At 69.3% G+C, this 25,950-nt stretch carries 21 protein-coding genes and 1 tRNA gene; 18 read left to right on the plus strand and 4 right to left on the minus strand.

Going from position 1 to position 25,950, the window contains the following annotated elements:
* On the minus strand, positions 1-2,640 hold a 2,640-nt coding region (locus tag HYZ11_10330; protein MBI3127989.1), incomplete at its 3' end, for a TRAP transporter fused permease subunit.
* A 275-nt stretch (positions 2,641-2,915) separates the two neighbouring features.
* Here HYZ11_10330 and HYZ11_10335 point away from each other — a divergent pair.
* The 16 genes from HYZ11_10335 to HYZ11_10410 all read left to right on the plus strand — a co-directional run bounded on the left by HYZ11_10335 (position 2,916) and on the right by HYZ11_10410 (position 21,879).
* Complete coding sequence (locus HYZ11_10335; protein ID MBI3127990.1) at positions 2,916-3,812, plus strand: fumarylacetoacetate hydrolase family protein; 897 nt, start codon at positions 2,916-2,918, stop codon at positions 3,810-3,812.
* A 4-nt stretch (positions 3,813-3,816) separates the two neighbouring features.
* Positions 3,817-4,950, plus strand: a complete 1,134-nt coding sequence (locus HYZ11_10340) for a mandelate racemase/muconate lactonizing enzyme family protein (GenBank protein ID MBI3127991.1) — start codon at positions 3,817-3,819, stop codon at positions 4,948-4,950.
* 122 nt (positions 4,951-5,072) lie between these two features.
* Positions 5,073-6,056, plus strand: coding sequence for a TAXI family TRAP transporter solute-binding subunit (locus HYZ11_10345; protein MBI3127992.1), 984 nt, complete (start codon positions 5,073-5,075; stop codon positions 6,054-6,056).
* Between the two features lie 9 nt (positions 6,057-6,065).
* Positions 6,066-7,553 (plus strand): MFS transporter, encoded by a 1,488-nt coding sequence (locus HYZ11_10350; GenBank protein MBI3127993.1) that lies wholly within the window; start codon positions 6,066-6,068, stop codon positions 7,551-7,553.
* A 907-nt stretch (positions 7,554-8,460) separates the two neighbouring features.
* Positions 8,461-10,620, plus strand: a complete 2,160-nt coding sequence (locus HYZ11_10355) for a hydantoinase/oxoprolinase family protein (GenBank protein MBI3127994.1) — start codon at positions 8,461-8,463, stop codon at positions 10,618-10,620.
* A complete protein-coding gene (locus tag HYZ11_10360; protein MBI3127995.1) occupies positions 10,617-12,344 on the plus strand; it encodes a hydantoinase B/oxoprolinase family protein in 1,728 nt (575 codons plus the stop codon). The genes HYZ11_10355 and HYZ11_10360 overlap by 4 nt, the downstream gene beginning before the upstream one ends.
* An 87-nt stretch (positions 12,345-12,431) precedes the next feature.
* Positions 12,432-13,076, plus strand: a complete 645-nt coding sequence (locus HYZ11_10365) for a hypothetical protein (protein MBI3127996.1) — start codon at positions 12,432-12,434, stop codon at positions 13,074-13,076.
* A 144-nt stretch (positions 13,077-13,220) separates the two neighbouring features.
* A complete protein-coding gene (gap, locus tag HYZ11_10370) occupies positions 13,221-14,225 on the plus strand; it encodes a type I glyceraldehyde-3-phosphate dehydrogenase (GenBank protein ID MBI3127997.1) in 1,005 nt (334 codons plus the stop codon).
* Between the two features lie 32 nt (positions 14,226-14,257).
* On the plus strand, positions 14,258-15,481 hold the full coding sequence (locus HYZ11_10375; protein MBI3127998.1) for a phosphoglycerate kinase: 1,224 nt from the start codon (positions 14,258-14,260) through the stop codon (positions 15,479-15,481).
* Positions 15,482-15,511: 30 nt separating this feature from the next.
* Positions 15,512-16,294 carry a triose-phosphate isomerase gene (locus tag HYZ11_10380; protein MBI3127999.1) on the plus strand — a complete coding sequence of 261 codons (783 nt, stop codon included), beginning with the start codon at positions 15,512-15,514 and terminating at the stop codon, positions 16,292-16,294.
* A 17-nt stretch (positions 16,295-16,311) separates the two neighbouring features.
* On the plus strand, positions 16,312-16,665 hold the full coding sequence (secG, locus tag HYZ11_10385; GenBank protein ID MBI3128000.1) for a preprotein translocase subunit SecG: 354 nt from the start codon (positions 16,312-16,314) through the stop codon (positions 16,663-16,665).
* A 31-nt stretch (positions 16,666-16,696) separates the two neighbouring features.
* Positions 16,697-18,772: a peptide ABC transporter substrate-binding protein gene (locus HYZ11_10390; GenBank protein MBI3128001.1), complete on the plus strand. Its 2,076-nt coding sequence runs from the start codon at positions 16,697-16,699 to the stop codon at positions 18,770-18,772.
* A gap of 3 nt (positions 18,773-18,775) precedes the next feature.
* Entirely contained in the window at positions 18,776-19,735 is a 960-nt protein-coding gene (locus HYZ11_10395) for an ABC transporter permease (protein MBI3128002.1), read from the plus strand.
* A gap of 725 nt (positions 19,736-20,460) precedes the next feature.
* Positions 20,461-21,219, plus strand: coding sequence for an ABC transporter permease (locus tag HYZ11_10400; protein MBI3128003.1), 759 nt, complete (start codon positions 20,461-20,463; stop codon positions 21,217-21,219).
* 76 nt (positions 21,220-21,295) lie between these two features.
* Positions 21,296-21,382 (plus strand) — tRNA-Leu (locus tag HYZ11_10405).
* A 290-nt stretch (positions 21,383-21,672) separates the two neighbouring features.
* Positions 21,673-21,879: a hypothetical protein gene (locus HYZ11_10410; GenBank protein ID MBI3128004.1), complete on the plus strand. Its 207-nt coding sequence runs from the start codon at positions 21,673-21,675 to the stop codon at positions 21,877-21,879.
* 82 nt (positions 21,880-21,961) lie between these two features.
* Here the strand turns inward: HYZ11_10410 and def are convergent, their stop codons facing one another.
* The 3 genes from def to HYZ11_10425 are packed head-to-tail and all read right to left on the minus strand — an operon-like array spanning position 21,962 to position 24,007.
* Positions 21,962-22,495: a peptide deformylase gene (gene def / locus HYZ11_10415; GenBank protein ID MBI3128005.1), complete on the minus strand. Its 534-nt coding sequence runs from the start codon at positions 22,493-22,495 to the stop codon at positions 21,962-21,964.
* A 13-nt stretch (positions 22,496-22,508) separates the two neighbouring features.
* The gene (locus HYZ11_10420; GenBank protein MBI3128006.1) at positions 22,509-23,219 is read right to left on the minus strand and encodes an HAD family phosphatase; all 711 of its coding nucleotides are present in this window, start codon (positions 23,217-23,219) and stop codon (positions 22,509-22,511) included.
* A gap of 20 nt (positions 23,220-23,239) precedes the next feature.
* Positions 23,240-24,007, minus strand: a complete 768-nt coding sequence (locus tag HYZ11_10425) for an SDR family oxidoreductase (protein ID MBI3128007.1) — start codon at positions 24,005-24,007, stop codon at positions 23,240-23,242.
* Between the two features lie 203 nt (positions 24,008-24,210).
* On the opposite strand from HYZ11_10425, the gene HYZ11_10430 reads away from it, so the two are divergent.
* Both HYZ11_10430 and HYZ11_10435 read left to right on the plus strand, forming a co-directional pair.
* Positions 24,211-25,215: a phosphoglycerate dehydrogenase gene (locus HYZ11_10430; GenBank protein ID MBI3128008.1), complete on the plus strand. Its 1,005-nt coding sequence runs from the start codon at positions 24,211-24,213 to the stop codon at positions 25,213-25,215.
* 216 nt (positions 25,216-25,431) lie between these two features.
* A partial coding sequence (locus HYZ11_10435; GenBank protein ID MBI3128009.1) for a hypothetical protein occupies positions 25,432-25,950 on the plus strand: 519 nt, incomplete at its 3' end.

A 25,950-nucleotide genomic window follows, 5' to 3' on the forward strand; every position in this document is an offset into this window, starting at 1 on the left:
GAGGGTCTCGACCATGAAAGCGAACTTGTTCCCCACTCCCGTGATGGAAAGCACCTGCACCACGATCTCGATGGTGGCCAGGGTGACGGCGAACTCGGCGCCCTGGCGCCCGCCCGCCTCGAGCGCCCGGCGGATGTCGTCGAGCCACCCGGCCGCCCCGCGGGCGGCCTCGACGTCGGGGCCGCGCCGGCCCTGCCGGCCCGCCCGCCGGAGGTAGAGCAGCGGGTTACACGAGATGGCCGCCACCTCCCAAACGCCGGGCCTGTCCGCGCCCTCGGGGGAGCGCGGAGGGGCCGCCGCCAGGATGGCGCGCTGGATGAGGGCCGCGAACGCGAAGAGGATGGCCGAGTGGTAGAGGAAGCCGAAGGGCCGCAGGTACTCCGCGACCTCGTACAGCGCCGGGAACGATTGGTAGAGGCCGTACTGGAGCCCGAAGGCCGCGGCCCAGATGGCGGCGAAGATCCACGGGATGACGGAGATGGGGCGCAGGCCGTATCCCCGGCGAACCGCCCAAAGGCCAAGCGCGGCCAGGAGGATGCAGAGGCCGGCCGTGCCGGCGTTCCATCCGAAAATCCAGAGCATGATGGCCGCTCCGGCCGGATAGATCACCAGCCAGCCGCGCTCCACCTCCCCCAGCATGGGCCGGCCGCCCGCCAGCCGGATGAAGGGATAGCCGAGCGCGGCCCCCACGGCGCCGAGCGCGAGGGCAGAGACCAGGGCGGCCCCGGCCGCGGCCGGAGCCTCCAGCGGCACCGGCAGCCCCGCCCAGTCCTCCAGGGCCAGGACCAGCGAATAGACGATGACGAGGTACAGCCAGAAGCTGATGGGCACGAAGACCCAGAGGTCGTCCGGGAGGATGCGGTCGCCCACCCGCAGCCGGGCCAGGAACTCGGCGGCCCGGCGGTAGAGCCAGATCGCCACCATGATGAAGATGGCCATGACGCCCGCGAAGACGGGGGTCCGCCCCTCGACGAGGAAATAGACCAGGAAGGCCAGCGGCACCAGGTAGAACCACCCGCCGCGCAGCTCGACCTTCCAGTCGGGCACCTCGTCCCGGGGAAGCGGCTTGAGGTCCAGTATGCCCGCCGCGAGCTGGATGTTGATGCCCACCGTGAGGAAGTAGAGGACGGCCGGGATGGCGGCGTAGGCGATGAGCTTGATGTAGGGCACCTCGATCAGCTCGCTCATGATGAAGGCGCCCGCGCCCATGACGGGGGGCATGATCTGCCCGCCGCTGCTCGCCGCGGCCTCGGCCGCGGCCGCGATGTGGGGGCTGATGCCGATCCGCTTCATCAGGGGGATGGTGAAGGTGCCCGTGGTGATGACGTTGCCGGCCGCGCTGCCCGAGACCGTGCCCATGAGGGCGCTCGCGCCCACGGCCGAGAGGGCCGCCCCCGCCCGCAGCCGGCCGAACAGGCCCAGGGCGAACTGGACGAAGAACTTTCCCGCCCCCGATTCCTGGAGGAAGGTGCCCAGGATGAGGAACATGATGATGAAGGTGGCCGAGATGACCACCAGAAAGCCCAGGACGCCGCCGATGAAGTCGGTCGAGAGCTTGGCGACGAGCTCGATCCAGCCCGATCCGCCGTGGTCGAAGGGGTCCGGCAGCAGGTTGCCCCACAGGCCGTACAGAATGGCGATGACAGCCAGGACGGGCAGCGGCGGCCCGAAGGAGCGGCGGCACAGCTCCGAAACGAGGAAGATCAGCATGAAGCCCGCCCGGGTGTCCGTGAAGTTGGGCGTGCCCACGCGCTCGGACATGGTATCGTGGGAATAGAACAGGTAGATGCAGGCGCCCACGCCGAGGGCGAGGAGCCCGGCGTTCACCCCCAGGTCCATGCTGGCCGGCAGGCGGTGGCGGGGGAAGCCGGCCCAGCGCCGGTGCATCTCGCGCTTGGACCAGAAGATCAGGGCGGCGAGCGGCAGGAGCGGCCAGAGGTACCCGATGAGGCGCGTGCCGTCCGCCTGGTTGGCCCACAAGAGGATGCGCCAGGCCGCGAGGCCGAGGGAGGCGAACAGGGCCGCCAGCGGCACGGCCGCCCGCCGGAGCCCCTCCCCCGGCCGGTAGAACACCTCGAAGAGGACCCACCCGACGGGCACCGAGACCGCAAGGAGCAGCCACCAGCTTTGCGGAGCCTGGACGTTGTACGGCAGCGAGCCCCAGAAGACAAAAAGGAAGAGGGAGGGGACCATGCTCAGCAGCCACAAGCCCAGGGCGCCCCATTGGCGCTCCTGGATCATCATGAGGGCCCAGACGGCAAAGGGGATGGCGTAGACCCAGCGGACGGAGCGGTCCCGCCATTCCTCCCCGAGCACGGTGATGAAATAGAAAAAGAAGACCGCCGCCACCAGGGAAAGGAAATAGAGGATCGGGAGTGCGCGCAGGCGCTCCACCGCGGCGCCGATCTCGTCGGGTCGCGAGGCGAAACCTCCCAGCAAAATGATGACGAAAGCCAGCAGAAGATGCATGTTCGGATGCTGCTCGGCCGGGAGCGGCAGGAGATAAACGGCCGTGATGTGGTACAGGGCGGAGAGGACTGCCACGCATATCGTCAGGATCCCGAGTCTGCGCAGGTAGGGATGACCGCTGGAAATCAGGGAGGGCGTGTCTTCGCCAAGGTCCGCCGCGCGCTCGTTCATTCATCCTCCGGCAGGGCCGAGATGGCCGCTCAAAAACCCGATGGCGCTTCCAGGCTGAGGATTCAGGCCGATAGAGTGTCTAGTCGAGTTCTCATTCTGCGTCAACCAAAAGCCCTCAAAAAACAAATATCCACCGGAAGGCATCCCGCCTTGACCCGCTTCCTCGGTTGGGGGTATGAGGATGCGTCATCTCATTCCCTATGCCAGGAGGAACCGCCGGCCCGGCTCACGCGACCCGCCGGCCTCCTGTCTTCACCGCCCGAGGAAACCGGAATATGAAATTGGTCACCATGGAGATCACCGAAGGCGGAAAAGGGCGGGAGAGCATCGGGGCGGTCCTGCCGGGGGAGCGGGTGCTGGACCTGGCCGCCGCCTCCGCCGCCATCCCCCCCGACATGGTGATGTTCCTCGAGACGGGCCGCCCGGGCCTGGACGCGGCCCGCAAGCTCGCCGAGGAGGCCGGGAAGGGCCGCCACGCCTCCAGCGTCCGGCCCCTCGCGGGGGTGAAGCTCAAGGCGCCGGTGCCGCGCCCCCGGAAGTTCATCCACGCCGGGCGCAACTTCCACGCCCACCTCGCCGAGTCGGGCAGCAAGATGCCCAAGCAGATCCCCCTCGCGGCCCGCTTTTCCTCCACCATCATCGGGCCGGACGAGCCCATCCTCTACCCCAAGATCACGACCCAGTGGGACTCGGAGGCCGAGATCGTCATGGTCATCGGCCAGCGGTGCAAGTACGTCCCGCGCGAGAAGGCCTTCGACGTCATCATGGGCTACACCCTCTACAACGACGTCACCGCCCGCGACATCCAGAACGACGAGGCGCGGGGCGGGCTCTTCCTCTGCAAGACCCTCGACACCTCGAACCCCCTCGGCCCCTGGATCGTGACCTCGGACGAGATCCCCGACCCTCAGGGCATGGAGATCATCGGGAAGGTCAACGGCTTCGAGCTCCAGCGCCAGAGCCTGCGGACCATGATCTTCGACATCCCCCACATCATCTCCCACCTCTCCAACATGACGCTGGAGCCGGGCGACCTCGTCTCGACCGGCACCCCCGAGGGCTGCGCCATCTTCCGGCCCGACGGCGAGCCCCATCTTCTCCGGCCCGGGAGCGTGGCCGAGGTCTCCTCGCCCCAGATCGGGGTGCTGCGCAACCCCGTCGTGGCGGAGTGAGCGCATGAAGATCACGCGCGTCGAGGCCTTCGTCCTCTCCGCCCCCCAGCCCGAGCGGGAGTTCTGGGTGAGCCTCCGGCCCGTGCTCTCGGTGAACGAGCTGGTCGTGAAGGTCCACACCGACGAGGGCGTCTCCGGCGTGGGCCTGGGCACGGCGGTCGCCTCGGTGAAGGAGGCGGCGCAGGTGTTCCGCAGGGGCTTTGGCGACCTCATCCTCGGCGAGGACCCCCTCCGCCCCGAGCGGGTCCAGGAGAAGCTCCTGAACGTCACCTTCTCGCGGGCCATGCACGAGAAGGGCTGGCCGCGCCCCCACCTGGTGACGGCCATCGCCGCCATCGACAACGCCCTGTGGGACATCCTGGGCAAGGCGGCGGGGCTGCCCGTCTACAAGCTCCTCGGCGGCTTCTCCAGCCGCGCCCGCACCTACGCCGGCGGCGGCTACTACCGGACGGGCAAGGACGTGAAGGAGCTCGTCCGGGAGATGGAGACCTACCTCGGCATGGGCCACCGCGGCTTCAAGATGAAGATCGGGGCCATGCCCCTCAAGGAGGACCTCGAGCGCGTCCGCGCCGTGCGGGAGGCCATCGGCCCGGACTGCCTCCTGGCCGTGGACGTGAACGGCGCCTGGAGCTACGCCCAGGCCCGGGAGAACGTGCCGCGCCTGGCCGAGTTCGGCCTCGCCTGGATCGAGGAGCCCGTCTGCTGGCGGGAGGCGAAGCACACCCTTCCCCTCCTGCGGCGGGGCTGCCCCGTCCCCATCGCCGACGGCCACGGCGAGATGGCGATCTACGAGTGCCTCCGCCTGATCGGGGACGGCTCGGTGGACTACATCCAGTTCGACGCCACCAAGTTCGAGGGGGTCACCGGGAGCCGCAAGATCATGGCGGCGGCCGAGCAGGCCCACCTGAAGTTCGTGCCCCACCACGATCCGCAGGTGCACGCGCACTGCGTGGCCGCGAGCCCGGCGGGCTTCATCTGCGAGAGCCACGCCGACCCGGAACGCGACCCGGTCTGGTTCGAGCTCTTCGAGGGGGCGCCCGAGCTCCGGGAGGGCTGGCTCGAGCTGCCCGACCGCCCGGGCTTCGGGGTGGAACTGAACGGCAAGGCCATGGCAAAATGGGGGGAACGGGTCTGCTGATGGGCCTGATTCAAGGCACCGGAACCGGCCGGCGCCGGCCCCGGGTTTCTGAAAGCGAGGGACCCACTGCAATCCTCCGGCGACATTCCCGCACATCTCATCTTTTCAAAGAGGAGAAATCCATGCTGCACGGAAAATTCTGGCGTTCCCTGGGCGCGGCGGCGGCCGCGCTGGCCTTTGCGGCGTTCGCGGCCGAGGCGGCCCCCACCAAGCTCTCCCTGGCCACCTCCCAGCCGGGCGGCGGCACCTTCGAGATCGGGACCGCCTTCGGCAAGGTGATCAGCGACAACTCGGGCGGCAAGATCGATATCTCCACCTCCATCACCGGCGGCTCCACCGCCAACATCCGCGTGCTGGACAAGAAAGACCCCCAGCAGTCCTTCCGGATGGCCATGGCCACCTCCCCGGCCATTTACTGGGCCCAGAACGCCCAGGACGTGTTCAAGGAGAAATCGGGCGTCCTCGTCCTCTCCGCCCTCTACCCGCAGCAGATCGTGTACGCCACCTACAAGGACAGCGGCATCAAGCAGTGGAAGGACCTGGCGGGCAAGCGCTTCGCCGTGGGCGGGCGCGGCGGCTCCATCTACATCGTGACCCAGAACGCCCTCAAGTACACCGGAATCTACGACAAGGTGAAGCGCGAAACCTTCACCAACCCGCAGATCGTCGCGGGCCTTCAGGACAAGCGCATCGACGCCGGCATGAACTTCCTGAACGCCTACGTCCCGGCGCCGGTCTACATGGAGCTCGCCCGGACCCAGGAAGGGAAGCTCCACTATTTCGGGCCGGACGAGGCGACCCTCAAGCAGATGGAGGAGAAGGACCCGGGCGTGGTGCGCGACGTCATCCCCGCCGGCTCCCTCCCCGGCATCAACTACGACATCGTGAGCTGGGCGCAGATGTGGGCCCTGCTGGCCCACCGGTCGATGTCCAACGACATCGCCTACATGGTCGTCAAGAACATGCTCGACAACTGGCAGCAGATCGAGAAGTACCACCCCACGGGCAAGCACATCAATCCGAAGAACGCGCTGCGCGGCATGAACCGCCTCACCCTGCACCCGGGCGCGGCCCGCTATTACAAGGAAAAGGGAATGCTGAAGTAGCCTCACCGGATCGAGGAGGCCCCCCGCCCGGCGGGGGGCCTCTTTTTTGACGAACCCGCGCCGCCGCCGGACGCTCCCGGCCCGAAAACCAGGAAAAAACCGGTAGAATCCGGCTTCCGCCGAGAGGAACCCGCCATCGCCCCCCGCACGCCAACCCCCAGGCGCTTCTACTATGGCTGGGTCATCCTCGCGCTGAGCACGCTCTGCATCTTCCTCGCGGCGGGGACCCGGAGCCTCTACGCCGTCTTCTACGTCGCCCAGGTCCAGGAGTTCGGATGGAGCCGGGGCGGGGGCTCGGCCGCCTACGCCGTGAACCTCATCTTCCTGATCGTCGGGACCCCCCTCCTCGGAGCCCTCCTCGACCGCTGGGGGCCAAGGTGGCTGTTCGGCGGCTCCCTCCTCATGACGGCCGCGGGCCTCGCCCTGAGCATCTGGGTGCGGACGCCCTGGCACCTCGCCCTCACCTTCGGCGTGGTCGCCGCCGTCGGCTTCACCGCCAACGCGACGCCTCTCCACGGATCTGTCCTCGCCCGCTGGTTCGCCCGCAACCGCGGCTTCGCCGTGGGCCTCGCGTCGGCCGGGCTGGGGGCGGCCCAGGCCATCCTGAGCCCCCTCGTGCAGCTCGCCATCTCCCTGTGGGGATGGCGCGCGGCCTACCTCATCCTCGCGGCCGCCATCTCGCTGCTGGCGCCGCTGGTCATGCTGCTCTTCCACCCGAGCCCCGCCTCGGTGGGCCAGAAGCTCGACGGCCTGGCCTCCTTCCCCTCGCGCGTGATCAGCGCCCGCCGCCGGCCGCGGCGCCGCGTGCGGGTCATGAAGATCATGGATCCCCAATGGGCCGCCGCCGACTGGACGCTCTCCCGGGCCGTCCGGACGCGCGCGTTCTGGGGCGTGATGGGCGTCTCCCTGTTCCAGTCCTACACGCTTCACGTGGTCGGGGTGCACGCCGTGGCCCTGCTGGTGGATTCGGGCTTCTCAGCCTCCACCTCGGCCAATCTCTATGGCGCGATGGGCTTCGGGATGACGGCGGGGCTCTTCCTGTGGGGGAGCATCTCCGACCGCATGGGCCGGGAGACGGCGTACGCGCTGGGGACCCTCTTCTGCCTCGCCGGGGTCGCCGGCCTGGGCCTCCTTCACCCGCGGATGGAATGGGGAATCCCCTGGCTCGTCTCGCTCGTCCTGGGCCTGGGCATCGGAAGCCGGCCCACCCTATTCAGCCTCATCGCGGTGGACATCTTCCAGGGGAGGGAAGCGGGCCGGATCCTCGGCCTCGCGGCGGCGGGCGTCGGGATCGGCGGGAGCCTCGGCTCCGTCTCCGCCGGCTTGATACACGATTGGACGGGGAGCTACGCCGGAGCGCTCTGGACGTGCGGCGTCACCCTCGTCCTCTCGGCCGCGTGCGCCCTCGTCGCCGCTCCGAGCCGGGTTCGCCGCCCCATCCTCCGTCCGCCGGAGGATTCGCGCGGCCGTTTCATCTCGCCGGAGCTGAATCCATAGCGCCGGCGAAGCCGGCCCGCCCGCGCCTCGATCGCCGATATCGCAGCATTCGCGGCGGCTTTTCCTTCCTATCATCCTTCCAGCATCGCCGGCGGCGCACGGAGAAAACGCGCCGCCGCGCGCGTGTGGATGCGGCCGTTGATCCATCGCGAGAGACTCCGCGGCGCCGCTCGCGCGCGATCGCCGCTTCGACCAGATGAAGAAAAATGCGAAAAACTTCAAAAAAAATGTTGACGATCCAATTTACTTTGGCATAGATTTTCCAAGGTAAATGAATCACTCCACCGGATGAGGGATCTGATCATCCCCTCCGTTCGAGTGGCGGTTGGTAGTCGCTTGCTTCGCAGAGCTGTCTGGTTCACGCACGACCGCCCGAGCAAGGGAGATTGTGATGGCCGCAAAGAAAGCCGCGAAGAAGAAGACCGCGAAGAAGAAGGCTTCGAAGAAGAAGGCTTCGAAGAAGAAGAAAAGATAGCGGAGATTCGATCGGCAGGTAGCCGGAGGGCATCCCGGCGAGGCAGTGGCAGCAGGAGCAGCACGAAAGCTTGAGGCAGCGAACCGGCGCGCGCGCCGGCTCCACCGCAACACCGGAAGCAAGCGACAGAAGAAGGAGGCCCCGCCGAAAGGCGGGGCCTCTTTTTCTGCCCGGAGGCGCCGTCCTCGCGCCGGCGGGCGGCGGCCGGGCTCCGGGAATCCGATTCTTGGCTTTTCCCGGACGGCCGAGTGGGTTATAACCGCAAGACCCTGGCGATGGGGCATCCTGCCTCAGCGAAAAAAAGCCCGCCGGGCGGGGTTTTTTCGGGCCAGATCGCTCTCCGGGCGGGGCGGCCGGGCGGGGCGTACCTCTTATAAAGGGGGCCGGGCATCCGGGGCCTTCCGCCGGGGGACGGGCAGCGCGGAGAGACGCATGGCGCCGCAGCGAGGCTTCCGCATCGGCATCGACACCGGTGGCACCTTCACCGATATCGTCGGCGTGCGCTCCGACACCGGGCAGGTCTTCACCACCAAGACGCCCACCACGCCCTCCGACTTCAGCGTCGGGCTCCTCCAGGGCATCCGCAAGATCCTCCAGGAGACCAAGATTCGCCCGAGCGAGGTGACCGGCGTCTTCCACGGCACGACCGTGGCCACGAACGCCATCCTCGAGCGCCGCTTCGAGAACCTGGGCCTCATCGTGACGGGAGGTTTCCGCCACCTGCTCGAGCTGGGACGCGCGCAGAACGCGGGCGCCGGCCGGCGGGGTTCTCATTTCGCGACACCCCTCCTGTGCGCCCCGCCCGAGGCGCTCGTCCCCCCGGAGCGCGTCCGGGAGGTGCGGGAGCGCGTCGCCGCCTCGGGCGAGGTCCTGGCGCCCCTTTCGGCCGAGGAGGCCGCCGGGGCGGTGCGCTGGTTCCGGGAGCGGAACATCGGCTCGGTCGGCATCTGCCTCCTCCACGCCTACGCCAATCCCACGCATGAGCTCCTCCTGCGCGCCACCTTCGCGCGCGAGTTCCCGGAGTGCTTCGTGAGCATCTCGCACGAGGTCATCCCCGAGCCGGGGGAGTACGAGCGCGCGGTCACCACCCTCCTGGACGCCTGCATCAAGCCCCGCATCAAGGCCTACCTCGACCGCAGCGCGGGCCGCATCGAGGAGGCGCTGGGCGAGGTGCCCTTCCTCGTCATGAAGAGCAACGGCGGCGTCTCGACGGCGCGCGAGGTGGCGAAAAAGCCAATCGGGACGGTGCTTTCCGGCCCGGCGGCGGGCGCCCTCTCGGCCGCCTGGCTGGGCCGCCTCTCGGGCCACGGCCGCCTCATCACCCTGGACGGCGGCGGCACCTCGACCGACATCGCCGTCATCGAGGACGGGGAGACCAAGCGGGCCACCCGGCACCGGCTGGATGAGTTCGTCCTCCGCCTCCCCATGGTCGACGTGGTGACCATCGGGACGGGCGGGGGCTCCATCGCCTGGCGGAGCCCCGAGGGTCGCCTGCGCGTCGGCCCCCGCAGCGCCGGGGCGGACCCCGGCCCCATCTGCTACGGCAAGGGGGGCGAGGAGCCCACCCTGACCGACGCCAACCTCGTCCTCGCCCGGAGCCCCCTCCACCTGGCGGGGGGCGAGGTGAAGCTCAACAAGGCCCTCGCCATGCGGGCCATGCGCCAGCTCGCCCAGGGCTTCGGGATGGACCCGCTGGAGATGGCCGCGGGCGTGGTCGAGATCGCCGCCTGGAACCAGGCCCACGCCGTGCGCCGCGCCACCGTGCAGCGGGGCATCTCGCCCCGCGACTTCGCGCTCATGGCCTTCGGCGGCTCGGGCCCCCTCACGGCGGGCCTGGTGGCGGAGTTCCTGGAGATCGGCACCGTCATCGTGCCCCCCTTCGAGGGCATGACGAGCGCCTTCGGCCTCGAGGTCGTGGACCTCATGAACGACCACGCCCTCCCCCACCTCCAGAGCGAGGAGAGCCTCAACCTCGAGGAGCTCGCGCGCGCCTTCGAGCGCCTGGAGCGCGAGGCGGACGCGGGCCTGGCCTTGGAAGGCGTGCCGCCCCACCGGCGGGTATTCCGCCGCGCGGCCGACATGCGCTACCAGGGGGAGGCGCACGAGATCGAGGTGGACTTCCCCTCGGGCTACCTCTCGCCCCCGGCCGCCGCCTCCGCCCTGGAGCGGTTCCACCTCCTCTACCAGAGCCGCTACACGTACAATTACAAGGGCCGGCGGCCGGTCGAGATCGTCCAGCTCCGGGTGAACGGGGTCGGCCTGACCGAGCCCCCGACCCTGCCCCTCATCCCCGCCGGGGGGGAGAGCCCGGAGGAGGCCTACAAGGGGGCGCGCCTGGTGTGGTTCCGGGAGCTGGGGGGCTTCGTGGACACCCCCGTCTATTACCGGGAGCGGCTCAAGGAGGGGAACTTCATCCCGGGGCCCTCGGTCATCGAGAGCTTCGGGAGCACCACCGCCGTCTTTCCCCGCCAAGAGGCGCGGGTGGATCGCTACGGGAACCTCGTCATCCGCTTCCGGGCGGACGTCCGGGAGAAGAGGGAGCGCGCCGGCCGGCCCACGGGCCTGCACGGCGTGGGAGCGGCCTGGGAATGAACGTCGACCCCGTCGTCAGCGAAATCGTCGCGGGCGCCCTCCGGGCCATCGAGGAGGAGGTCGAAGAGCTCCTCGGGCGCGTCTGGCGCAGCCCCTCCCTGCGCGACGCGGGGGATTTCTCCGCCGCGCTCTACGACCGCTTCGGCCGCGCCCTGACCGGCCGCGTCCTGGGCGCGAGCCCGCTGCCCATCCTCTCGTCCTGTCCCATCGGGGACATCCGTCCGGGGGACGTCTTCCTCCACAACGATCCCTATCTCCCCCCCGCCGGGCTGGGCGAGGCGCCCGACCTGAGGCTCACCCGGCCCCTCTTCGACGGGGACCGCCTCATCGCGTTCCTCCAGGTGAGGGGCCGCCACGACGACCTGGGCGGGACGCACCCGGGCGGGGCGCCGGCCGGAAGCTCCGAGATCTACCACGAGGGGCTGCTCCTCCCGCCCGTGCGGATCGCGCGGGAGGAAGAGCCGGTGGCCGACGTGCGCGCCATCCTCCTGCGGAACAGCCGCCGGGCGGACGTGCTGGCCGACGACATGGAGGCCCAGCTCGGCGCCCTGCGGGTGGGGGCGCTCCGGCTGCGCGACCTCGTGCGGCGCTACGGAGCGGACCATCTCACCGCCTGCTTCGCCGATCTCCTCCGGGAGTGCGAGCTGGCCTTCCGGCGCGAGCTCCTCCCGAGGCTGCCCGAGGGGCGGTGGGAGGCGGAGGCGGTGGTCGAGACGGACGGCTTCACCGGGCCCCACCTCCTCCGCCTGGCGCTCGAGCGCCAGGGAGAGACCCTCACTGTGGACCTGGACGGCACGGGCCCCCAGGCGCGGGGCCCCATCAACTGCCCGCTGGAGGGGGAGGGCCGCCTCTTCCTGGCCCGGCTCCTCGCCCCCCTCCTCCTGCACCTGGCCGGGGACCCGGCCCGGATGGAGGGGATCTCCTTCAACGACGGCGCCTGCCGGGCGCTGGACGTGCGCCTGCCGGGGCCGGGTTCTTTGGTGACGCCGCGCTTCCCGGCGCCGGCGGGCCTCCGCGTCCTCACCCTGGGGCGCCTCCTCTCGGCCTTCGGGGAGGCGCTCTTCCGGGCGTCGGACGGCGCGGCCCCGGCCGGCTTCGACAACCTCCGCCTGTGGAGCCTGAGCGGGCGGGACGCGGGGGGGGCATTCCACCTCTTCCGCGAGGCCCTGGGGGCGGGGATGGGGGCTTCTTCCCGCGGGGACGGCGCCTCGGCCGTCTTCCCGATCAACGGGAGCGTGAACCTGCCCGTCGAATGGATCGAGGCCCGCTACCCCCTCCGGGTGGAGTCCGCCGGGCTGGTGCGGGACTCGGGCGGGGCGGGAACGCACCGGGGGGGCCTGGGGGTGTACCGCGAGTACCGCCTCCTCCTGGAAGGCAGCCTGTCGAGCGGGGTTTCCTGCCATGAGGGCGGCCCGGCCGGAGGCTGCGGCGGCGGGCCCGGCGGCCCCTGCCGGCTGACGCTCGCCGAGGGAAAGAAGAGGCCCCAGCTGCTCCCCCCGCTGGCCTCCGCCCATCCCTTCGCGCCGGGGAACCTCCTCCGCGTGGAGACGCCGGGCGGCGGCGGGTGGGGCGACCCCCGGAAGCGCGATCCGGAGGCCGTCCGGCTGGACGTGCTGCGCGGATTCGTCTCCCCCGAGGCGGCGCGGGAGGTGTACGGTTTGGATGCGGATTCCCCGCGCAAACCGGAGCAAACCCGCAAGGCGGCGGCCTCGAAGGGGCGCTAGCACCGCCCTTCGCCGCCTTGACGTTTCCACGCACGGCCCTAATACTCCATCCGGCTGTCCGGCCCATGCCATTCCCAGGAGCGCGTCATGCGGGCTGTCCGGGTCCATGCCTCGATCCTTACTCTTCTGTCTTTCCTGGCCGTTCTCGCGGCCGGCTGCGCCGGCCCCATGGTCCGGGACGTCCCCGTCAGCCTCCGCTATACCCCGGTTATCAAGGAGCTTCCGCCCCCGGCCGCCCGCGTGGTGAGCATCGGCATCTTCCGCGACGCCCGGCAGGGCCGGCCGGAGGGAATCGTGGGCGAGCGGGTGCGCTTCACCCAGGAGACCGACCGCTTCAAGGCCCAGGACGGCGCGGCGGGGGCGCTCGTCGGGGTGCTGCGGGGGTATTTCGCCAAGCGCGGCGCCCGGACCGAGCGCTCGCGGTGGGACGGCACCCCGGCCGACCTCTGGAACCAGGGCGGCGACCTGGCCCTCTCGGGCCGGATCACCCACCTGTGGCTCTCGGCGACGGATCACGCCACCCGGGGGGAGGCCTCCAGCGTCATCCGGCTGGAGATCGTCGCCGGCTCGCCCAAGAGCGGCGCCATCATCACCAAGAGCATCCAGATCGAGCCCTCGAAGAAGAGCAACCTCTTCTTCGAGACCCGCCAGATCGAGGAGTGGCTGAGCGAATCCCTCTCGGAAGCCGTCGAGCGGGTCCTGCCCGAGCTGGAGCGCCGGCTGGTGCTTTGAAGAAGCCGGCGGCGCCGGGTTTCTCCGTTGAATCCCCCGGGGGTATCCGATACTATCCTGAAAAAGGCGGGCTTCCCGGCCCTTCCTTTCCGTGACGGCCCTTCCGAACAGACATGTTTCCATTTCGGGGCGAGGAGGATTTTCATGGCGATTCGAGTCGGAATCAACGGTTTTGGCCGCATCGGGCGCAACCTGTTCCGCGCCGGCGTCGATGACCCCGACGTTGAATTCGTGGCCGTCAACGACATCACCAGCCCCGCCACCCTCGCGCACCTGCTCAAGTACGACTCCGTCCACGGCCGCTTCAAGGGCAAGGTCGAGGCCGGCAAGGACTCCATCACCGTGAACGGAAAGCTCATCAAGGTCCTCTCCGAGCGCGACCCGGAGAAGCTGCCCTGGGGCCAGCTCGGGGTGCAGGTGGCGGTGGAGAGCACCGGCCTCTTCACCGACCGGAAGAGCGCCGAGAAGCACCTCAAGGCGGGCGCCAAGAAGGTGATCATCTCGGCCCCCGCCACGGACGAGGACATCACCATCGTCCTCGGCGTCAACGACGACAAGTACGACCCCGCCAAGCACAACATCATCTCCAACGCGAGCTGCACCACGAACTGCCTCGCCCCGGTGGCGAAGGTGCTCCACCAGAAGTTCGGCATCCGCCGCGGCCTGATGACGACGGCCCACTCCTACACAAACGATCAGCGGATCCTCGACCTGCCCCACAAGGATCTCCGCCGGGCCCGCTCCGCCGCCGTCAGCATGATCCCGACCTCGACGGGCGCGGCCAAGGCCGTCTCCCTGGTCCTCCCCGAGCTCAAGGGCAAGCTCGACGGCATGGCCATCCGGGTGCCCACCCAGGACGTCTCGGTGGTGGACCTCGTGGCCGAGGTGGACAAGGAGGTGACCGCCGAGGAGGTGAACGCCGCCTTCAAGGAGGCCGCGGGCAACTCGCTCAAAGGCATTCTGGAAGTCTCGGATGAGCCGCTCGTCTCCGTGGACTACATCGGGTCCCCCGCCTCCTCGATTGTGGACGCCCTCTCCACCAAGGTCATGGACAAGAAGATGGTGAAGGTGCTCTCCTGGTACGATAACGAATGGGGTTTCTCTTGCCGCATGATCGACCTGATCAAGAAGGTGGGCCGGGGACTCTAGGCGGCGCGGAGAGGACGGTGGAGAGGGATGCCATGGGCAACATCACCAGCGCGATCGAGAACGGCGCCTCGAAGCTAACGGTCGAGGACGTGGAGGTGGCCGGCAAGCGCGTCCTCCTGCGGGTGGACTTCAACGTGCCCCTGGACGACCAGGGCAACATCACCGACGACACCCGCATCCGCGCCGTCCTCCCCACGATCAACTACCTGCTGGACGAGGGGGCGAAGGTGCTCATCGCCTCCCACCTGGGGCGGCCCAAGAGCAAGCCCGACCCGAGGTATTCCCTCGCGCCGGCCGCCAAGCGCCTCAGCCGCCTGCTGGAGAAGGACTGCCCACTGGCGCCGGACTGCGTCGGCCCCGAGACGCGGGCCTCCGTGGACCAGATGAAGCCGGGGAGCGTCCTCGTCCTCGAGAACCTGCGCTTCCACGAGGGCGAGGAGCGGAACGCCGACGACTTCGCCCGGGAGCTCGCCTCCCTCGCCGAGGTGTACATCAGCGACGCCTTCGGCAACGCCCACCGCAACCATGCCTCCATGTCGGCCGTCACCAAGTTCCTCCAGCCCGCCGCCGCCGGCTACCTGATGATGAAGGAGGTCAACTACCTCAGCCGGGCGGTGAACAACCCCATGCGGCCGGTGGTGGCCATCCTGGGCGGCGCGAAGGCCAGCTCCAAGCTCACCATCATCGAGCGCCTCCTCACGAAGATGGACAAGATCATCATCGGCGGCGGCATGGCCGGCACCTTCCAGAAGGCCATGGGCTACGAGATGGGCAACAGCCTCGTCGAGGACAACCTCCTCGACACCGCCCGGGCCGTGATGCAGAAGGCCCGGGAGCTGGGGGTGCGCTTCTACCTCCCCTGCGACTACGTGGTGGCGGACAAGTTCGAGGCCTCGGCCGAGACCAAGGTGGTCCCGGCCCAGGAGGTCCCCAAGGACTGGTACGCCCTGGACATCGGCCCGGCGAGCACCACCCTCTTCGCCGAGGCCCTCCAGGGCGCCAAGACCATCATCTGGAACGGCCCGATGGGCGTCTTCGAGGTGGACGCCTTCAGCCGCGGCACCTACGCCCTGGTGAGCCACGTGGCGAACTCCTACGCCCTCACCATCGTGGGCGGCGGGGACACGGACGTGGCCGTGCACGCGGCGGGCGAGTCGCGGCGCATCTCCTACATCAGCACGGGGGGCGGCGCCTTCCTCGAGCTCCTCGAGGGCAAGGAACTGCCGGGCCTCGCCTCGCTCACGGACAAGCACTAGACCCTCCCGCGGGAGGAGCCGGAGGTGCGGATGCGCACGCCCCTAGTGGCCGGGAACTGGAAGATGAACAAGACCATCGCCGAGGGCCACGCCCTCGCCCAGGCCGTGGCCCAGGGCCGCGCCGGCATGGCGGGCGCGAAGGGGGGCGCCGAGGTGGTGCTGGCCCCGCCCTTCCTGGCCCTCCCGGCCGTGGCCGGGGCGGTGAAGGGGACGGGGGTCGGGGTGGCCGGCCAGAACTGCTCCGCCGAGAAGGACGGCGCCTTCACCGGCGAGGTGAGCGTCTCCATGCTCAAGGACGCCGGGGCCACCCACGTCATCCTGGGGCACAGCGAGCGCCGGGAGCTCATGGGCGAGACGGACGCCCAGGTGGCCCGGAAGGCCGCCGCGGCGCTGGCCGGAGGCCTCGTCCCCATCGTCTGCCTGGGGGAGGCTCTTCCCGTCCGGGAGGCGGGCAAGACCCTGGAGCACGTGGGGCGGCAGGTGCAGGAGTCCATCCTGAGCGCCTTCCCCTCCCCGCCGCAGGGGCTCATCGTGGCCTACGAGCCCGTCTGGGCCATCGGGACGGGCCGGACCGCCACCCCGGCGCAGGCCCAGGAAGTCCACGCCTTCATCCGGGAGAGGCTCCAGAAAACCTACGGGGTGGACTGGGCCGCGAAAACGCGTATCCTGTACGGAGGAAGCGTGAAGCCCGACAACGCCGCTGAACTGTTCGCCCAGCCGGACATCGACGGAGGCCTGATCGGAGGCGCCAGCCTGAAGAGCGGGGACTTCCTCGCCATCGTGGGCGCCGCCTCCTCCGTCCGAAAGGCATAAAGGAGCCGAAGCCGCACATGACCATCCTGCTGACCATCGTCCACGTCGCCGTCGCCCTGTCGCTCGTCCTCATCGTGCTCCTCCAGGCCGGCAAGGGCGCCGGCATCGGCGCGGCCTTCGGGGGCTCCAGCCAGACGATCTTCGGCTCCCGGGGGCCCACCAGCTTCCTCGGCAAGCTGACCGCCGGAGCCGCCATCCTCTTCATGGTGACGTCCCTGCTGCTGACCTACATCGGCTCGCGCTCGACCGGGACCTCCATCGTCCCCGCCGCCCCCGTCCGCCCGGCCGGCCAGGCCCCGTCGCGGCCGGCGCCGGCCCAGCCGCAGCAGCCGCCTTCCGGGAGCCCGGCGCCCGCCAAGCCGGGGCCGTAGCCAAGGCCGCCGCCGCTTCGGAGGAAACGGATTGCTGGTCAAGCGGCTTCTCCTGCTTGTCCCGTTGGCGGTCATCGTCCTCCTGCTCCAGTCCTACTTCTGGGTCCCCACCTTCAGCGACCAGGTGAAGGGCAGCGACGCCCGCCTGCGCCAGTACATCGAGGGCTCGATCGGGGATGCCCAGATCCTCAACCCCATCCTCTACACGGACGCCTCCAGCGGCCGGATCGTCAGCCTCGTCCTCGACGGGCTCATCGACCGGGACGAGAACCTGAACTACCGCGGCCGGCTGGCCACCTCCTGGGAGATCTACGAGGAAGCCTACTTCGTCCCGCGCCCGGGCGGGCCCTCGGCCGGGGACCTCAGGGAGCGGATCGAGCGGGCCCGCGCGGCCGGCCGGCCGGAGTGGGCGCGCAACATCACCCGGGCCGAGGTGATCCCGCCGGCGGAGGAGAAGAACATCCTGGCCGTCCCCAAGGGCCGCGGCCAGCGGGGCTTCGACCAGGTTCCCGTGGCCGTGGCCTACCCGGAGCGGGTCAAGCTCACCTTGAAGGAGGTGGACCAGGACCTCTTCGACCGCCTGAAGGCCCTCCTGGGGCCGGACGCCTTCGCCACGGACCCAGCGCCCTACCTCAAGAGCGAACTGCAGGGCCCCGCCCGGCAGCGGGCGGCGTCGGAGGTCCACCTGACCGAGCACAACCCGGTCATCGTCTTCCGCCTCCGCAAGGGCGTCCTCTTCCACGACGGCCACGAGTTCGACTCGGGCGACGTCCGTTTCACCTACGAAGCCATCATGAACCCGGCCAATCTCTCCCCCCGCGTGGCGGACTACGAGCCCGTCAAGCGGGTCGAGACGCCGGACCGCCACACCGTCCGGGTGGTGTACAAGCGCCTCTACTCCCCCGCCTTCGGCACCTGGGGCATGGGCATGCTCCCCGAGCACCTCCTCAACGCGAAGGCCCTCGCCGAGGAGGCCCGGCGGCGGAACCAGGACCCGGCCAAGTTCACCATGCGCGACAGCGGCTTCAACCGGCACCCCGTCGGCACGGGGGCCTTCCGCTTCCTGGAGTGGCGCTCGGACGAGGTCATCCGCCTGGCGCGCTTCGAGAAGTACTGGGAGGGCGCCCCGAACTACGAGGAATACATCTACCGGATCATCCCGGACCCCCTCACCCAGGAGCTCGAGTTCTACTCCGGCTCGGTGGACAGCTACTCGGCCGAGCCCCACCAGGTCAGGCGGCTGCGGCGGGACCCGCGCTTCCAGTCATTCTCGGGCCTCGCCTTCGGCTACACCTACATCGGCTTCAACCTGCGCCGGCCCCCCTTTGGCGACGCGCGGGTGCGGCGGGCGCTGACGATGGCCGTCAACACCCGCCAGATCCGGGAGTTCCTCCTCTACGGCGAGGGGGAGGACATCACGGGGCCCTTCGTGAAGCAGAGCGACCACTACAACCACGGCGTGAAGCCCCTGCCCTACGACCCCCGCGCGGCCGAGCGGCTCCTCCACGAGGCGGGCTGGAAGAAGACGAACGGGGTGATGCGGAAGGACGGCAAGCCCCTCCAGTTCACCCTCGTCACCAACCACGGCAACGAGGTGCGCAAGGCCATCGCCGTGGCGGTGCAGGACGCATGGAAGCGCGTCGGCGTGCCGGTCCGGGTGGACCTGGTGGAGTGGGCGGTCTTCATCCAGAAGTACATCAACACGCTGAACTTCGACGCCGTGATCCTGGGCTGGCAGATGGGCCTCGACCCGGACCTCTTCCAGATCTGGCACTCGAGCCAGACCGGCCCCGGCCAGCTCAACTTCGTGGGCTACAGCAACCCCCGGGCGGACGAGCTGATTATCAAGATCCGCCAGGAGTACGACCTGAAGAAGCAGGTGGGCTACGCCCACGAGCTGCACCGCATCATCTACGAGGACCAGCCCTACAGCTTCCTCTACGTCTCCAAGTGGACGGCCCTCCTGGACCGCAAGATCGTCATCGCCGAGAAGGGCCCGGACGGGAAGACGCGCTACCGGAAGATCACCCCGACCAAGACGGGCAGCCACACCTTCCATTTCAACAAGTGGCTCAAGCTGCCCCAGGTCCCCGAGCTCGAGGGCTAGGCCGTGTTCGCCTTCATCGTCCGCTCGGTGTTCTTCAAGGCGGTCACCCTCCTCATCATCTCGGTGGTGAGCTTCCTCATCGTCCATCTCGCCCCGGGGGAGCCCAGCCAGATCGACCCCCTCAACCCCCGCTTCCGGAAGGAGGACATCGCCCGCTACCGCGAGGCCTTCGACCTGGACAAGCCCCTCCACCAGCAGTACTTCCTCCTCTACAAGAAGCTCTTCACCGGCGAGCTCAAGAGCTTCAAGGACAACCAGTCGGTCCTCGGCAAGATCTGGACGCGCTTCCTGAACAGCCTGCCCCTCTTCATCCTGGGCACCATCCTCACCTGGTGCCTCGCCTTCCCGATGGGGGTCGGCGCCGCGCTGCGCCGGAGGGGACTGTTCGACCAAAGCACCACCCTGCTGAGCTATCTCCTCATCTCGCTGCCCGGCTTCTTCCTGGCCTACCTCCTGATCATCGGCACGGTGAACTGGCTGGAGGTGCCGGTGCTCGGCATCCACACCTTCGGTCAGGGCGACGCACCCCTGATTTACCAGGTGAACGACCGCATGTGGCACCTCATCCTCCCGAGCCTCCTGGGGGCGACGGGAGGCATCGCCGTCCTCTCCCGCTACGTGCGGGGGCAGATGATCGAGGTCCTCGACTCCGACTACGTCCGCACCGCCCTCGCCAAGGGCCTTCCGACGGACACGGTCTTCTACGTCCACGCCCTCCGGAACGCCGCCCTGCCCTTCATCACCATGTTCGGCCTCCTGCTCCCGGGCCTCATCGGCGGCTCCGTCATCATCGAGGCCATCTTCGCCTGGCCGGGCATGGGCCGCATGGGCTACGAGGCCATCCTCTCGCGCGATTTCCCGATCATCATCAGCCTGAACTTCATCTCGGCGGTGCTGGTCGTCATCGGCACCCTCGTCTCCGACATCCTCTACGTCATCGTCGACCCGAGGATCCGGCTGTGACCATCGAAGCCGCCCGCCCCGCGCGGGAAGACCTTGAGCTGGGCGAGGAGCTCACGCCCTGGCAGCGGGTCCGCCGCAGCCTGGCCTCGGACTGGATGGCCGTGGCGGGAGGCGCCTTCCTGCTCCTTTTCCTCGCGATCGCCCTCCTCGGATGGTGGGGGACCTCGGGCGAAAACCCCCTCTTCGACTCGAGCGTGGTGCGCCTGCCCGACAAGCTGAAGCCTCCCCTGTCCCCTCCGCACCCGGTGGCCGTCCCGCCCGAGGCCCGGCCCCGCCTGGGCGTCTACCTCTTCGGGACGGATGAGCTGGGCCGCGACGTCTTCGCCCGGATGCTGGAGGGCGCGATGGTCTCCCTCTCGGTGGGCTTCGTGGCGGTGGGCATCGCCGTGGCCCTGGGGGTGGCGATGGGCGGGATCGCCGGCTTCTATGGGGAGCGGGTGCCGGGGGGGGCGCCTCTTCTCGGAGCGCTGGCGGCCCCGCTCGCGGGGCTGATCCTCTGGCGGGATTTCGGAGTTCTGGCGCTGGCCGGGACGGCCGCGGGCGGCCTGTGGGACGCTGTCCGGAAGCAGCGGAGCGGCGCATTCTCGCCCGCGGGGCTGGCGGCGGGCTTCCTCCTGGGGCTCGCCCTCTCCCCCTTCGGCCCCCCCGAGCTGCGGAAGCTCTCCCCGGGAGGGTTGGCTCTCCCCTGGCCTGGCGCCGTATGGCTCTGGCTCATCCTGCCCGTGATGCTCATGCTCGCGGGCTTCGGAGGGAAGCTGGGCGACCGCGCGCGGGACGAGCTCTCCGCGACAGCCCTCCTGGGAGGGCTCCTGGGGCTGGCGGCCGGCTACGCGGCGGCCCTCGCCGGAGGCGCCGGCTCGGGCGCGGCGCGCTGGGGAATTGCGCTGGGGGCGGCCGCCCTGGGCGCCTGGGGAGCTTCCCTTTTCCGGCTGGACCGGCTCATCCGGCGCTGGCGCCTGCCCCGGGTGGACATCGTTTTCACCATGCTGGTGGACGTGCAGCTCTCCTTCCCCACCTTCTTCCTGATCCTCACCGTCATCGCCCTGCTGCCGCCGAGCATCTGGAACATCATGGTCGTGATCGGCCTCACCGGCTGGGTGGGGCCCGCCCGCTTCGTGAGGGCCGAGATTCTCTCCCTTCGCGAGCGGCCGTTCATGGAGGCGGCCACCGCCCTCGGCGGGAACGACGCGAGGCTCATCTTCCTCCACCTCGTGCCCAATTCGCTGGCCCCGGTGCTGGTTTCGGCCACCATCGGGATCGCCGGCGCCATCCTGGTCGAGGCGAGCCTGAGTTTCCTCGGGTTCGGCGTCCCGCCCCCCCACGCCACCTGGGGCAACATTCTCTCGGACGGGAAAAAATACCTTTTCGACGCCCCCTGGCTGACCTACATCCCGGGCCTGGCCATCCTCCTCGTCGTGCTGGCCTTCAACCTCTTTGGCGAAGGGCTGCGCGACGCCCTGAACCCGCGGGCGAAGCCCTCCTAGAGAGCGATCCAAAGTTGACAGCCGGGCCGCCGCCGCCGCAATATCTTGCCCCGGCCTGCCAGGCCAGAAGGGCCAAGCCCAAGTGGTGGAATTGGTAGACACGCCAGCTTGAGGGGCTGGTGGGGGCAACCCCGTGTCGGTTCGAGTCCGGCCTTGGGCACCAAATAATTCTGGGAGTTAAACGGGGCGGCCCCCAAGTGGGGCCGCCCTTCGGCGTTTGACGCCATTCCGGTATCCGCCGGCCTGCCGTTCCGGCTCCTCCGGAAAAGACCTCCTTCTATACTCCGGTTTTTACCCGGTTTGAAATGATTTTTCTTTTGTGTAACGATTCTCCTTTAAAATACATTTACGGCGGCCGCATTTCGCACTGGCTGGCTTTTCAATCCGAAACCTATATTGAAGTAGCTCTCGGAAACGAAAGCCGCCGCCTTCATTCTGTGGGGAGAGAGCGTCATGGCCGAGCAATTTGCGATCTGGGTGTGCCCGAATTGCAACCGCACCTTCCGCGAGCACGTCTTCGGTGAAGGCACCTCGATGAGCGGCCCGACGTGCAATTCTTGTTGCGTGGCCCTGGTTCCGCCGCACGCGCTGGAAGGCGAGGAAGAGGCATATTCGGAGCAGAAGGAAGAGCGGGCCGGAGTGGTCGCGCGGGAATTCTAGCTTTAGATCCTGATGAACCGTCCCGGGGCGACGGCCCCGGGACGCAACAATCAGCCAGCGGCAATCCCCTTCGAGCCGAAGCTCATTCGCCCTTTCGTTCGGGGGGAACGCTCCAGTAGCGCCTGTACTCCTCGCCGAACGTCAGTGTGGCGAAATCCTTCATCCGGTCCAGGAACACCACCCCGTCCAGATGGTCGTACTCGTGCTGGCAGACCCGGGCGGGGAAGCCCTCCAGCTCCTCCTCATATCGCTTGCCGCGGGCGTCCAGCGCCTCGAGGCGCAGCCGGCGGAAGCGGAGCACCCGCCCGTGCAGGTCCGGGATGCTCAGGCAGCCCTCCCACTCCTCCTCCGTCTCCTGGCCGAGGGGCGTGATTTTCGGATTCACCGCCACCCGCAGGGTGGACTCCTCCTCCGGGTTCGGCTGCATGACGAAGAGCCGCAGCGCGAAGTGGACCTGGGGCGCCGCCAGCCCCACCCCGCCGTACTCCCCCATCGTCTCGACCATGCTCTCGATTAGCTGGAGGAAATCCGGGCTCTTGAGCTCCTCCGCGGTGACCGCCCGCGCCGCCTGGCGCAGCACCGGATGGCCGAGCCGGGACACCTTCAGGATGGCCATGCCCTCTCCTCTCCTACCGGGCACTGGGGGGCAGGGAGGCGAACCAGGCGGCCAGCGCCTCCGGGTCCGACGCCTCCTCCAGGGAACCCACGACGCGGTCCGCGTCTCCCAGCCTCTCGCGCTCGAAGCTCGTGGCCACCGCCAGCACGCGCATCCCGGCCGAGCGGGCGGCGGCGATGCCGGCGAGGGAGTCCTCCGCCACCAGGCAGGCGGCGGGAGCGATCCTCTCTCCGGCCCTCACCCGGTTCAGCTCGTCCAGGGCGGCCACGAAGGCCTCCGGATGGGGCTTGCCCCGGGAAACCAGTTCCGCCGTCACGATGGCCGAGAAGCAGTTCAGCAGCCCCTCGCGCTCCAGCACCAGGCGCACCTCGTGGTTCAGCGCCCCGCTGGCGATGGCGAGAGGCCAGCGGGCCGAGGCGTTGCGGATCATTTCCGCCGCCCCCGGCAGGAGCGGGGGCGTGCCGGCCAGCCGCTCGTAGTGGTCCGCCTTCACGTCCACCAGGCGCTCGAATTCCTCGGGCGGGACGGCTTTTCCCCGGTCGCGCAGGAAGACCTCGAGCATCTGGCGGTCGTCGTAGGCCAGGTAGCGCTCCTTGTACTGGGCTTCCGTCAGCCCCAGCCCCAGTTCCTCCGAGAGGGTGCGCTGGAAGGCGGCCAGGTGGAGCGGCTCACTGTCCGCGATGGTGCCATCGAAGTCGAAGATGATGGCGGCCAGTTCGGCCATGCCCCAGCTCCCCGGCGGCCCTAGATCCAGCCGCCCCCGTCCTCGTAGATGTTCACGCCCGTCAGATAGGAGGAAGCGTCCGAGGCCAGGAAGACGCACAGGCCCATGATGTCCTCCGCCTCCCCGACCCGGCCGAGGACCGTCTTCTCCCTGAGCCGCCTCTCCGTCTCGGGGTTCGAAAGCGCCTGGGCGGACATCGGCGTGCGGTGGGCCCCCGGCGAGATGCAGTTCACCCGCACCCCGTAGGGGCCCCACTCGACCGAGAGCGCACGCGCCAGGCCCGCCACCCCCGCCTTGCTCGCGTTGTAGGCCGCCCGCGCGGCCCGGTGGCCGCGCTCCCCGAGGAAGGTGGCGACGTGGATGATGCTCCCCCTCCCCCGGACCACCATCCCCGCCCCCACGGCCCGCGAGACGATGAAGGCGCCGGTCAGGTTCACGTCGATCACGGCGCGCCAGGCGTCCTCCGAGAGCTCGAGGGTGGGCTCGAAGTTGATGACGCCCGCCGCGTTCACCAGGACGTCGATCGGCCCGAGCGCCTCCTCCGCCCGCTCCACGGCGGCCTTCACCTCGGCCGCCTTGGAGACGTCCGCCCCGGCCGCGAGCGCCTTGCGGCCCCGCTTCCGGATTTCCTGGGCCACTTCCTCGACCAGGGCTTTCCTCCGCCCCACGGCCGCCACGTCGGCCCCCGCCTCGGCCAGCGCGAGCGCCATCGCCCGCCCCAGGCCGCTGCCCGCGCCCGTCACGAGGGCTGTCCTCCCGTCCAGCCGGAACTTGTCGAGGGTCGCCATCGGATTCTCCAGCAGTCGCCGCGGTGGGGGGTGGTCCGGCGCGAACGGCGCTCACGCTAGGGGATGGGCCCGGGGGTGTCAACCGCGGGAGAAGCGGGCGGTTGGCCCATTCCCCTGCGTGTGGCATCCTGCCGCCACGGGAAGCGTCCAAGTCCGTCCGCCCCTCTCCGCCTGTGGGGAGGGGCTTGTTCCGGGAGGAGACGGTGGCCAAAGGAATCGCTTGGATCACGACGACGTGGATTCAGGGGCTCGCGGACCCCATGAGCTACCTCCGGCCCCTGGAGGCGGCGGGCCTGGAGGTCCGCATCGACTCTACGGGACGGGAGCCGACCGAGGAGGAGATGCTCCGGAAGCTCCCCGGCGTGGTCGTCTCCATGCCCAGCAACGATCCCTTCAACGAGCGCACCCTGGCCGCCGCCGACAGCCTCCGCCTCGTGGCCCGCACGGGGGTGGGCGTGAACAGCATCGACCTCGAAGCCTGCACCCGGCACGGGGTGGTGGTCACCTACGCCCCCGGCCAGAACGCCGTCTCCGTCTCGGAGCACACCTTCGGCCTCATCCTCTCCGTCGCGCGGCGCATCTGCCTCCTCAACGAAAGGGTCCGCCGGGGCGAATGGGGCGCGCTCCGGGTGCCTATCCCCCCCCTGACGGGCAAGACGCTCGGCATCATCGGCCTGGGCAACGTGGGCAAGAACGTCGCCCGGCGCGCGGTGGCCTTCGGGATGGAGGTCCTGGCCCACGACCTGGTGCGCGACGAGCGCTTCGCCGCCGAAACCGGGGTTTACTACAAGCCGCTGGACGAGGTGATCCGGCGCGCGGACTACTTGACCTGCCACGTGCCCCTGACGAACCTCACGCGGGGCATGATCGGCCGCGGCGTGCTCCGGCGCATGAAACCCACCGCCTTCCTCATCAACACCGCCCGGGGACCCGTCGTGGACCTCGACGCCCTGGCCGAGGAGCTCCCGCGCGGCACCATCCGGGGCGCGGCGCTGGACGTCTTCCCTCAGGAGCCCCCCAAGCAGCCCCACCCCGTCTTCGGGCTCGACAACGTCGTCGTCACCCCGCATATGGCGGGGCTGGGAGAGGACGCCTGCGAGAACTCGCTGCGCCACGCCGTCCACTGCACGCTGGAGTTCCTGGCCGGCCGGCGGCCTCCCGACGTTGTGAACCCCGAGGCGCTCGATCAGCCGGGGGTGAGGCGATAATTCAAGACATCCATGTCCGATTCTTTAAAGCCAACCAATGTGAACGCTTGCGGCCGATCCTTCATTTGGCGGGTTCTCGTGCACGCGCATCGCCCACTTTCCAGATTGTAATATCCATCACACATTTTCGATCTCTTTTTGAAAACTCCCTCACATTTTCAGCATTATTGCCATATATTTTGTTCAATACCGCTTCTCTCGCATAAGGAGACTGTCGTGAAACGATTGCTCGTAGCCCTCGGGGTTGCGGGCGGCCTCTTCTGGATCTCGCAGACCGCCGCCTACGCGCAAGCCCCTCACCCCGCCTGTAGCCTGCTTCCCCCGCAAGAGCAAGGTCTTTGCAACCAGACCATCAACAATCGCCGGGCCGCCTGCGACCGCCAGCCCAACCCCCAGGCCCGCCAGGCCTGCCTCAACGCCTTCGGCCAGCTCAACACCCGGCTGAACTCCTGCCCGCAGGTCCAGCCCGCCGACCGGCGCGACGACTGCGTGCGCGCTTCTTTGGGATTGCCCCAGCCTCGTCCGCCCGTTGCGGGACACCCCGCCTGCAACCTCCTGCCTCCGCAGGAGCGGGGCCTCTGCGTCCAGCGCATCAACGAACGCCGGGCCGCCTGCGACCGCCAGCCCAACCCCCAGGCCCGCCAGGCCTGCCTCAACGCCTTCGGCCAGCTCAACACCCGGCTGAACTCCTGCCCGCAGGTCCAGCCCGCCGACCGGCGCGACGACTGCGTGCGC

This window comes from Candidatus Tectomicrobia bacterium (assembly GCA_016192135.1).
Classification (GTDB): Bacteria; UBA8248; UBA8248; order UBA8248; family UBA8248; genus 2-12-FULL-69-37.

Coding starts and splice junctions, on each gene's coding strand:
- HYZ11_10335 (MBI3127990.1), top strand. CDS start 2,916: ATGAAATTGGTCACCATGGAGATCACCGAAGGCGGAAAAGGGCGGGAG.
- HYZ11_10340 (MBI3127991.1), top strand. CDS start 3,817: ATGAAGATCACGCGCGTCGAGGCCTTCGTCCTCTCCGCCCCCCAGCCC.
- HYZ11_10345 (MBI3127992.1), top strand. CDS start 5,073: ATGCTGCACGGAAAATTCTGGCGTTCCCTGGGCGCGGCGGCGGCCGCG.
- HYZ11_10355 (MBI3127994.1), top strand. CDS start 8,461: ATGGCGCCGCAGCGAGGCTTCCGCATCGGCATCGACACCGGTGGCACC.
- HYZ11_10360 (MBI3127995.1), top strand. CDS start 10,617: ATGAACGTCGACCCCGTCGTCAGCGAAATCGTCGCGGGCGCCCTCCGG.
- HYZ11_10365 (MBI3127996.1), top strand. CDS start 12,432: ATGCGGGCTGTCCGGGTCCATGCCTCGATCCTTACTCTTCTGTCTTTC.
- gap (MBI3127997.1), top strand. CDS start 13,221: ATGGCGATTCGAGTCGGAATCAACGGTTTTGGCCGCATCGGGCGCAAC.
- HYZ11_10375 (MBI3127998.1), top strand. CDS start 14,258: ATGGGCAACATCACCAGCGCGATCGAGAACGGCGCCTCGAAGCTAACG.
- HYZ11_10380 (MBI3127999.1), top strand. CDS start 15,512: ATGCGCACGCCCCTAGTGGCCGGGAACTGGAAGATGAACAAGACCATC.
- secG (MBI3128000.1), top strand. CDS start 16,312: ATGACCATCCTGCTGACCATCGTCCACGTCGCCGTCGCCCTGTCGCTC.
- HYZ11_10400 (MBI3128003.1), top strand. CDS start 20,461: ATGCTCATGCTCGCGGGCTTCGGAGGGAAGCTGGGCGACCGCGCGCGG.
- HYZ11_10410 (MBI3128004.1), top strand. CDS start 21,673: ATGGCCGAGCAATTTGCGATCTGGGTGTGCCCGAATTGCAACCGCACC.
- def (MBI3128005.1), bottom strand. CDS start 22,495: ATGGCCATCCTGAAGGTGTCCCGGCTCGGCCATCCGGTGCTGCGCCAG.
- HYZ11_10420 (MBI3128006.1), bottom strand. CDS start 23,219: ATGGCCGAACTGGCCGCCATCATCTTCGACTTCGATGGCACCATCGCG.
- HYZ11_10425 (MBI3128007.1), bottom strand. CDS start 24,007: ATGGCGACCCTCGACAAGTTCCGGCTGGACGGGAGGACAGCCCTCGTG.